General features: G+C 72.7%; 13 protein-coding genes and 1 pseudogene. 9 read left to right on the top strand and 5 right to left on the bottom strand.

Annotation, left to right across the window (positions count from 1 at the left end; genetic code table 11):
* Nucleotides 1-174: pseudogene (locus H288_RS36200) on the bottom strand (porin family protein); the annotation flags it as partial.
* A 371-nt stretch (nt 175-545) separates the two neighbouring features.
* On the opposite strand from H288_RS36200, the gene H288_RS0131485 reads away from it, so the two are divergent.
* The 4 genes from H288_RS0131485 (at nt 546) to H288_RS0131470 (ending at nt 2,472) form a co-directional block, all read left to right on the top strand.
* Nucleotides 546-1,040 carry a GAF domain-containing protein gene (locus H288_RS0131485; protein ID WP_026605482.1) on the top strand — a complete coding sequence of 165 codons (495 nt, stop codon included), beginning with the start codon at nt 546-548 and terminating at the stop codon, nt 1,038-1,040.
* Between the two features lie 114 nt (nt 1,041-1,154).
* A complete protein-coding gene (locus H288_RS35800) occupies nt 1,155-1,304 on the top strand; it encodes a hypothetical protein (protein ID WP_020096531.1) in 150 nt (49 codons plus the stop codon).
* 145 nt (nt 1,305-1,449) lie between these two features.
* Nucleotides 1,450-1,674 carry a hypothetical protein gene (locus tag H288_RS0131475; RefSeq protein ID WP_020096530.1) on the top strand — a complete coding sequence of 75 codons (225 nt, stop codon included), beginning with the start codon at nt 1,450-1,452 and terminating at the stop codon, nt 1,672-1,674.
* A 339-nt stretch (nt 1,675-2,013) separates the two neighbouring features.
* Nucleotides 2,014-2,472, top strand: coding sequence for a MucR family transcriptional regulator (locus H288_RS0131470; protein WP_020096529.1), 459 nt, complete (start codon nt 2,014-2,016; stop codon nt 2,470-2,472).
* Between the two features lie 76 nt (nt 2,473-2,548).
* On the opposite strand, the gene H288_RS0131465 is transcribed toward H288_RS0131470, so the two are convergent.
* On the bottom strand, nt 2,549-2,806 hold the full coding sequence (locus H288_RS0131465; protein ID WP_020096528.1) for a hypothetical protein: 258 nt from the start codon (nt 2,804-2,806) through the stop codon (nt 2,549-2,551).
* Nucleotides 2,807-2,928: 122 nt separating this feature from the next.
* Between H288_RS0131465 and H288_RS0131460 the strand changes: the two genes are divergently transcribed.
* Together H288_RS0131460 and H288_RS0131455 are read left to right on the top strand one after the other, a co-directional pair.
* Complete coding sequence (locus H288_RS0131460; protein WP_020096527.1) at nt 2,929-3,177, top strand: hypothetical protein; 249 nt, start codon at nt 2,929-2,931, stop codon at nt 3,175-3,177.
* A 29-nt stretch (nt 3,178-3,206) separates the two neighbouring features.
* Nucleotides 3,207-3,485, top strand: coding sequence for a hypothetical protein (locus H288_RS0131455; RefSeq protein ID WP_026605481.1), 279 nt, complete (start codon nt 3,207-3,209; stop codon nt 3,483-3,485).
* 10 nt (nt 3,486-3,495) lie between these two features.
* Here the strand turns inward: H288_RS0131455 and H288_RS36375 are convergent, their stop codons facing one another.
* Nucleotides 3,496-3,624 carry a hypothetical protein gene (locus H288_RS36375; RefSeq protein ID WP_020096525.1) on the bottom strand — a complete coding sequence of 43 codons (129 nt, stop codon included), beginning with the start codon at nt 3,622-3,624 and terminating at the stop codon, nt 3,496-3,498.
* 204 nt (nt 3,625-3,828) lie between these two features.
* Between H288_RS36375 and H288_RS0131445 the strand changes: the two genes are divergently transcribed.
* From H288_RS0131445 to H288_RS0131435, 3 genes are all read left to right on the top strand, one after another.
* Nucleotides 3,829-4,371 (top strand): DUF3016 domain-containing protein, encoded by a 543-nt coding sequence (locus H288_RS0131445; RefSeq protein WP_020096524.1) that lies wholly within the window; start codon nt 3,829-3,831, stop codon nt 4,369-4,371.
* 181 nt (nt 4,372-4,552) lie between these two features.
* The gene (locus tag H288_RS0131440) at nt 4,553-6,043 is read left to right on the top strand and encodes an HWE histidine kinase domain-containing protein (protein WP_020096523.1); all 1,491 of its coding nucleotides are present in this window, start codon (nt 4,553-4,555) and stop codon (nt 6,041-6,043) included.
* Nucleotides 6,040-6,405, top strand: coding sequence for a response regulator (locus tag H288_RS0131435; RefSeq protein ID WP_020096522.1), 366 nt, complete (start codon nt 6,040-6,042; stop codon nt 6,403-6,405). Before H288_RS0131440 ends, H288_RS0131435 begins: the two co-directional genes overlap by 4 nt.
* A gap of 103 nt (nt 6,406-6,508) precedes the next feature.
* Here H288_RS0131435 and H288_RS0131430 read toward each other — a convergent pair whose 3' ends face one another.
* Complete coding sequence (locus H288_RS0131430) at nt 6,509-6,706, bottom strand: hypothetical protein (RefSeq protein ID WP_020096521.1); 198 nt, start codon at nt 6,704-6,706, stop codon at nt 6,509-6,511.
* 45 nt (nt 6,707-6,751) lie between these two features.
* The coding region (locus H288_RS33345; protein WP_043713726.1) for an autotransporter domain-containing protein at nt 6,752-7,207 on the bottom strand (456 nt) is incomplete at its 5' end.

Below are 7,207 nucleotides of genomic sequence, written 5' to 3'. Positions count from 1 at the left end.
GCTGGCGTCGAAGGCGTAGCCGGCGTTGATACCGAAGTAGGCGCCGGTCCAGGTGAAGACCGGGACGGGGGTGAACACCGGCGGCGGGGCGGCGCGGCGCGGCAGGTCGGCGGCCGAGGCGGCGCCGGTCAGGAGAGCTGTGGCGGCGCTCGCGAGCAGAAGCTTCTTGATCATCTGGTCCTCTGTCTCCCGTTGGACGGGATGTGTGCGGGGCGGACAGGACGTCAGGATGTGCGGGCGCGATAGTGCATTGTTGCAACAGCGCCGGCGGGGGTCCGGAGCCGGTGGACCGAAAGGTGCGCTGGAGCACATCATCGCGGCGTCGTGATCCGGTGTCGCGGAACTATTTCGCGACTTCTGTCGCGGAGGTCCGCCGCGACGACCAATATGCGCACGCTGCGACCGCACATCTCCGCGCGCCCGATTCCGTCGGCGAAACGCTTGATCCAGGTTGTTGCCCACCGCGCCGGTGCCCGACAAACTTGTACAGCGGCACCGCATGGGGCGTTGCCCGATCGATCGGAGTGCTCGCGGCCGCGTCCCACATGGATGAACTCTCCCTGGATCCCGCCTCGGGTCTGGTTCGGGCCGCCCACCGCCTGGCGACCGCCCGGTCCCTGGAGGACACGGTCGCGATCCTGCGCGAGACCGCGCGGGAGATCGCGGGCTCCGACGGGATCGCGGTGGTTCTGCGCGAGGGCGACGCCTCCTTCTACGCCGCCGAGGACGCCATCGAGCCGCTGTGGCGCGGTCGCAGGTTCCCGCTGACGGCGTGCATCTCGGGCCGCGCGATGCTCGACGACGCGACCATCGTGATCCCGGACATCGAGTGCGATCCCCGGGTGCCGCTCGCCCTCTACCGCCTGACCTCGATGCGCAGCCTCGTGATGGTTCCGATCGGCTCGCCCGAGCCCGTCGCCGCACTGGGCGCCTACTGGTGCGCCTCGGTCATCCCGGACGACGCGACGGTCCGCCGGCTCGAGGATCTGGCCCGGCACGCGGCCGCCGCCCTGGCGCGGCCGCGCCCGGCGGGATCGTGACGGTCGCGGCCGTGCGGGTCCGCGGCCGCAGGATCCCGTTCCGGCCGGGATCGATCGGCCGTCCCGGCCGTTCCCCGCCCTCAGGCCCCCGCACGGAAGACCCAGACCCGCCACATGAAGCGCCTCACCCTCATCGGCATCTTCATCGTCCTGCTGCTCGCCATCGTGGCGATCGCGGCCACGTGGTCGAAGGTCACGCCCGTCAATCCGGCGGTCGCGCCGGACACGTCCGCGACGCCCAACCCCACCGGCGAGCGGAAATGAGGCCGCGCTGACGCATCGCCCGGTACGCCGGTCCTGATCGGGGACGGGGCCGGACCGCCCGGTCCCGGCGACCGCGCCGGCCGCGCGGGGAACATGCGGCGACCTCCCGCCTTGGCCCTACACGAAGGACCGCAGGGAGGGACGGATGGGACAGGATGTCGACGCCGCACGCGAGGCCCTGGGGACGGTCCCGCCGGGCCGGCCGGCAGCCCCGGAGAAGCGGGCCGACCCGGCGGCCGGCGGCAGCGGTCCCCACGCCCCGGGCCCCGTTGATCCCGGCTCCGACGCGGCGCCGGAGAGCGGCGGCTACGACACCCGACCGCCCGCGCCGCAGCCCGACAACCGGAAGGGCGGGTACGGCGCCGGCTGAGGCGCGCGAACCCCCTTCATCCGTCCATCGCCCTCAAGGCGCGGCGCTTTGCCTGTGCCGGGGCGCGCGGGTCACCCGTCGAAGTCGCCTGCGGGCGCGCGGGGTCGCTGATCGGCGTCGTTCGAGGCTGTCGCGCGGTCAGCTGGGTCACCCCCGTCCGGACGCGCCGAGATCCTCTGCGGTCGATGCGGACGTGCAACGAACGGCGCACCCGTCGGCCTCCGCACGGCGCGAGAAAATCTAGAGATATTCATCGAGTCTTCGTTCTATATTTACGCTGTTTAAACCCTTGCCGCGCCCAAACCGTGGGAACGTAAATCGCTCGCTGGAAGTCCGATCATGAATGAGACCTTCGATGAGACATCCAACACCTTGGCCGTGATGACCGCCGAGCTTGTGGCCGCCTACGTGTCGAACAATCCGGTGCCGGCCGCGGAGCTGCCGGCCCTGATCGCACGGGTGCACGGCGCGATCAGCGGACTCGTCGCCGGGACGCCGGCGGCGCAGGCCGGCGCGGCCCCGCAGGCCGAGGTCGAGAAGCCGAGCGCGGCCCAGATCCGCAAGTCGGTCCGGCACGACGGGATCGTCAGCTTCATCGACGGCAAGCTCTACAAGACGCTGAAGCGCCACTTGGCCAGCCACGGCCTGGATCCGCGCAGCTACCGCGACAGCTACGGCCTGCCGACCGACTATCCGATGGTCGCCCCCGGTTACGCCGAGCAGCGCTCCGCCCTCGCCAAGGCGATCGGCCTGGGCCAGCCCGGCGCCATGGCGCGGCGCGGCGGCACGGACCACTGATCCCCGACAGGCGCGTCGCCGCCCGGGCGGCGAGACCGCCGGCTGCCCGGCCGACCGCGCGGTCATCGCCGGGCGGTCAACCCTCCGGGCCGGCGCGGCGCTTCTCCCGGACCCCGCCCGCCCCGGTGCGGCCGCGGGCGTAGCCCAGCGATATCAGCCCGCCCTGCCGGGCGAGGCGCCGCTCCAGCGCGTCGAGATCGACCAGAGCGTCCGCGATGGCCGCGACGAGCGCGGCCCACGCGTCACCCTTCGCCGCCCTGTGATAGGCCACGGCGATCGTCTCGGCCTCCCTGAGACGAATCTCCGCAGGGGCCGCCTCGGGATCTGGGTGCATCGCCGTCCGAATCCGTATAGAACATATCACGAACAAAGCGCATCGGCGCGGTGGGTTCAACCGCGGATGCGCCCCGTTCCCGGATCGCGGTGGAGTGCTGTGGATTGATCGAGGGAAGCTCAATGCCGACGCGGCTTTACCGCTTCCACTGCACGGACGGCCACGAGCTGGTGACCGACTTGCGCGGCAGCCGGTTTCCGAACGCGGCGCAGGTGCGGGCCCACGCCGATCGTGTCGCGCTCGCGCTGATGGAGCGGGTCGTGGAGCGGTTCGACTGGTCGGGCTGGCAGGTCGAGGTCTACGACGCCAAGGGCCGCCGGGTCTGGATCCGGGCCTTCCCGGATGTGTGCGTCGACAGGCGGGCCGCCTGAGACGGGTGGCCGAGCAGAAGGAGAAGCAGATGGCGTTCAAGCCGAGATCCGCCGCCGAGACCAAGGCGCGCGACCTGGGTCTGGCCCTGGCCCGGATCGCCGAGGACGCGGGCACGCCGGCCCATATCGGCGTCGACCGCTTGCGGCGCGCGAGTCCCCGGCTGACCCCGCTGGCAGTGGGTCAGATGGTGCGCCGGGAGCGGGACACCGTCGAGGCGACCCTGGCCGAGCGCGGTCTGGCGCTCGTCGACTATTCCGATCAGGGGCCGGGTCGCGGGATGGAATTCGTCATCGACGCGGCGGCCTGAGCGGCGCGGGTCAGGCCGCCGCCGGGCGGCTCCGCAGCAGGCGGCCGACCAGGCGGAACGGCAGGAGCGGCAGCTTGATCAGCGCCGTGACCACCAGCACCGCCACGACGGTGAGAAGCGCGAGAACAGAGTTCATCATGCGCGTCGGACTCCCATGACCGGCTCGCCCCTCGGGCCGGGAGCGCTACGAGGCGCCCGGATCACGGCGAGACTATGGACGGTCGGGCGCCATTCGGTCGCAGCCGGACATCCGAGCGGGGCACTGGATACCGGGCCCCGTTCGGGCGGTTCTTCCCGGCAGGCCTGCCCCGGTCAGGCCGCCACACGCGGAGAGGAGTTCGGTATGCGCACGCGTCTCGCCGGAAGATCGGCCGCGCTCGCGGCCGCGGCCGCGCTCTCGGTGATCGGGTCGTCCGCGGCCCCCGCCCGGGCACAGCCGGCGGCACAGGCGCAGGTGGCCGTGCGCTACGCCGCGCCGGAGCGGTTCACCGATGCCGAGAACCGCTTCGGCTCCGGGCAGCCGCTCCGGGTCACCCTGGCCGAGCTGACCCGGATCTTCACGGATCTCGGCACGGCGCGGCTCCGCCCCGACGAGCGTCTCGACATCACGGTGCTCGACGTCGATCTGGCGGGCTTCGACCGGCCCGGCTTCGCGACCCCGACCGGCCTGCGGGTCGTGACGGACGCCACGCCGCCGCGGATCCGCCTCGCCTACAGCCTGCGTCGCGGCGGCCGCACCGTGTCACAGGGCGCGGACACGGTGACGGACATCAACTTCCTGCTGACGTCCAATCCCCGCTTCTCCACCGGCGGCCTCTACTACGAGCGGCAGATCCTGCGCGACTGGTTCGCCCGGCGCTTCCCGGAGCCCGCGGGCCGCGGCTAGAACCCGTCTGCCGGCCCGACGACGCGACCGGGCCGGAGCCGGCGGCGCCCCTACCGGGCAGAGGAGCGGTGTAGTAGCGTCGGCGTGACCCGCACGCCGGGCCGGCCGACCCGACCGGTCGCGGACCGGGCTTCCACCCTCTGCGCTCGCCCGAGCCGGAGTCTCACGAGTCGGTCACCGCATGAGCGAGGCCCGCATCTTCTCGGCCGGCTGCAGCGAGCTCGCCGACCTCGTCCGGAGCTTCGACTGGGCGAGGACGCCGCTGGGTCCCATCGCCGACTGGCCGCAGAGCCTGGTCTTCGCGGTCAGCACGCTGCTGCAATCGCCGGTGCCGATCGTGCTGCTCTGGGGCGAGGACGGCATCATGATCTACAACGACGCCTATTCGGGCTTCGCGGGCGGCCGCCATCCCGAGCTCCTCGGCTCGAAGGTGCGCGAGGGCTGGCCGGAGGTCGCCGACTTCAACGACAACGTCATGCGCGTCGGCCTCGCCGGCGGGACGCTGTCGTACAAGGACCAGCAACTGACCCTGCACCGCTACGGCCGGCCCGAGCCGGTCTGGATGAATCTCGACTACTCGCCGGTCTTCGGGGAGGACGGGCGCCCGGCCGGGGTCATCGCCATCGTGGTCGAGAGCACCGAGCGGGTTCTGGCCGAGCGCCGCCTGCGCGCGAGCGAGGAGCTGTTCCGCACCCTCGCCCAGGGCATCCCCCAGCTCGTCTGGCGCGCCGCGATCGACGGGGCCTGCATCTGGTCGAGCCCGCAATGGCACGCCTATACCGGGCAGACCGACGCGACGAGCCTGGGCTGGGGCTGGCTGGCGGCGGTCCATCCGGACGATGAGGCGGTCGCCGCGGCCGCGTGGCGCGACGCGCCGGTAAGCGGCCACCTCTCCTTCGAGCACCGGCTCCGCAACGCCGCCGAGGACCGGTTCTGCTGGTTCCAGACCCGCGCCGCGCCGGTCCGCGACGCGCAGGGCCGGATCGTCGAGTGGCTCGGCACCTCGACCGACATCGACGATCTGCGCCAGCTCCAGGAGCGGCAGCAGGTCATGGTCGCCGAGCTGCAGCACCGGACCCGGAACCTCCTCGGCGTCGTGCGCTCCATCGCCAAGCAGACCATGGCCCAGACCGGGCCCGGCGAGACGTTCCGGCAGCGGTTCAACGATCGCCTGTCCGCCCTCTCGCGGGTCCAGGGCCTCCTCTCGCGCTCCGATCAGGAACCGATCACGCTCCGCTCCCTGATCGAGACGGAACTCGCCGCCCTCGACGCCCCGGCCATGCCGGCGCGCATCCGGCTGCACGGGCCCGTGGTGCGGCTGCGCAAGGCGACGGTGCAGACCTTCGCGCTGGCCCTGCACGAGCTCGCCACCAACGCGCTGAAATACGGCGCGCTCACCACCGCGCAGGGACGCCTGAGCGTGACGTGGCGGACCTACCGGGCGGACGACGGCGGCGGCCGGCTGCTGGTGGAATGGGTGGAGGAGGGTCTCGTTCGCGGACCGGAGCTGGCGGACGCGGCGCCGCGGGGCGGCTACGGTCGGGAATTGATCGAGCACGCCCTACCCTACGCCCTGAAGGCGACGACCAGCTACGAACTCGGCGCCACGGCGCTACATTGCTCGATCAACATCCCGCTCCCCGAGGGAGAAGCCGCAGGCAACCCCGCATGACCTCGAAACCACGCGCGCTGGCCGGCAGGCGGGTCCTGCTCGTCGAGGACGACTACTTCATCGCCGTCGATCTCAAGTCCGGCTTCGAGGAAGGCGGCGCCCAGGTGCTGGGTCCGGTCGCGAGCGTCGGCGAGGCGCTGGCGCTGATCGCCGGCACGACCGAGATCGACGCCGCGGTCCTCGACATCAACCTGCAGGACGAGCTGGTCTATCCGGTGGCCGACGCGCTGCACGCGCGCGGTGTGCCCTTCCTGTTCGCGACCGGCTACGATCCGGTCGCCGTGCCCTCGCTCCACGGCGCCGTCGCTCTCTGCCAGAAGCCGATCGACCCGGAGGTCGTGGCGCGGGCGCTGTTCGGCTGACGTTTCCCGGCTGTCGGTGGCGCGAGCCGCGGCGGCGCGGCGGATGTTTCCTGTGAAACATCCGCGCGGGCATCGATTCCCGCGCTGCTGCGGGCGCCGCGCGTCAGCGGTCCCCGAAGAGGCGCGCGATCGCGCCGGCGGCCAGCCACAGGCCTCTCAGGAGCCACCAGACCAGCCGGCCCGCCTGGACCAGCAGCTCGACGGCTTCGAGACCGTCGAGCACGCGCCGGAAGAAGCCGCGCCGGCGGGCTGCCGGTGCGGGCTCGGGCGGTGGCTTATCCGGGCCGTCTCTCCCGCGCATGCGCGCCTCCGGACCACGGCGCCGGCCAAGTAAAGGCGGCGCCCCTCACCACGCGGCCTGGAGGCCGGCGGTGAACACCTGGGCGGTGGCGCCCGGGCGGACGTCGCCGGTATAGCCCACCGACAGCCGCACGCCCTCGGCGACCCCCCCCGTCAGGCTCACCCCCAGAACCGCGCCGTCCCGGCCCAGCGCGCTCGTCCGGCCCGCGAACCCCGCCCCGAACAGGCTCGAGCGGATCACCGCCGCCGTGTCGGCCAGCTCGTGCGCCCAGTACGCCCGGCCCTCCAGGCGCAGGTCCGGGATGCCCGCCACCGCCCAGCTCGTCACCCGCCCGCCGACCAGGCTGCGCGCCGCGTCGAGGTCGGCCACCGCGAAGCCCTGCCCGCCGAAGCCCTGCCCGACCAGACCGCCCCGCTCGGACACACGGCCCCGCGTCAGCCGGTCGTAGCTGAAGCCCACCTCCGGCACGACCTCGACCGGCAGGCCGGTCGCCAGCGCGTA

This window comes from Methylobacterium sp. 285MFTsu5.1 (assembly GCF_000383455.1).
Lineage (GTDB): Bacteria > Pseudomonadota > Alphaproteobacteria > Rhizobiales > Beijerinckiaceae > Methylobacterium.
Note: the sequence above shows the minus strand (reverse complement) of the source record. Positions and strands in the feature narration are given on the sequence as shown.

Excerpts from the sequence above, each read along its gene's own strand:
- H288_RS0131465 (WP_020096528.1), bottom strand. The coding sequence starts at position 2,806 with ATGCACCCAGATCCCGAGGCGGCCCCTGCGGAGATTCGTCTCAGGGAG.
- H288_RS35800 (WP_020096531.1), top strand. The coding sequence starts at position 1,155 with ATGAAGCGCCTCACCCTCATCGGCATCTTCATCGTCCTGCTGCTCGCC.
- H288_RS0131445 (WP_020096524.1), top strand. The coding sequence starts at position 3,829 with ATGCGCACGCGTCTCGCCGGAAGATCGGCCGCGCTCGCGGCCGCGGCC.
- H288_RS0131460 (WP_020096527.1), top strand. The coding sequence starts at position 2,929 with ATGCCGACGCGGCTTTACCGCTTCCACTGCACGGACGGCCACGAGCTG.
- H288_RS36375 (WP_020096525.1), bottom strand. The coding sequence starts at position 3,624 with ATGATGAACTCTGTTCTCGCGCTTCTCACCGTCGTGGCGGTGCTGGTG.
- H288_RS0131435 (WP_020096522.1), top strand. The coding sequence starts at position 6,040 with ATGACCTCGAAACCACGCGCGCTGGCCGGCAGGCGGGTCCTGCTCGTC.
- H288_RS0131430 (WP_020096521.1), bottom strand. The coding sequence starts at position 6,706 with ATGCGCGGGAGAGACGGCCCGGATAAGCCACCGCCCGAGCCCGCACCG.
- H288_RS0131470 (WP_020096529.1), top strand. The coding sequence starts at position 2,014 with ATGAATGAGACCTTCGATGAGACATCCAACACCTTGGCCGTGATGACC.
- H288_RS0131485 (WP_026605482.1), top strand. The coding sequence starts at position 546 with ATGGATGAACTCTCCCTGGATCCCGCCTCGGGTCTGGTTCGGGCCGCC.
- H288_RS0131475 (WP_020096530.1), top strand. The coding sequence starts at position 1,450 with ATGGGACAGGATGTCGACGCCGCACGCGAGGCCCTGGGGACGGTCCCG.
- H288_RS0131455 (WP_026605481.1), top strand. The coding sequence starts at position 3,207 with ATGGCGTTCAAGCCGAGATCCGCCGCCGAGACCAAGGCGCGCGACCTG.
- H288_RS0131440 (WP_020096523.1), top strand. The coding sequence starts at position 4,553 with ATGAGCGAGGCCCGCATCTTCTCGGCCGGCTGCAGCGAGCTCGCCGAC.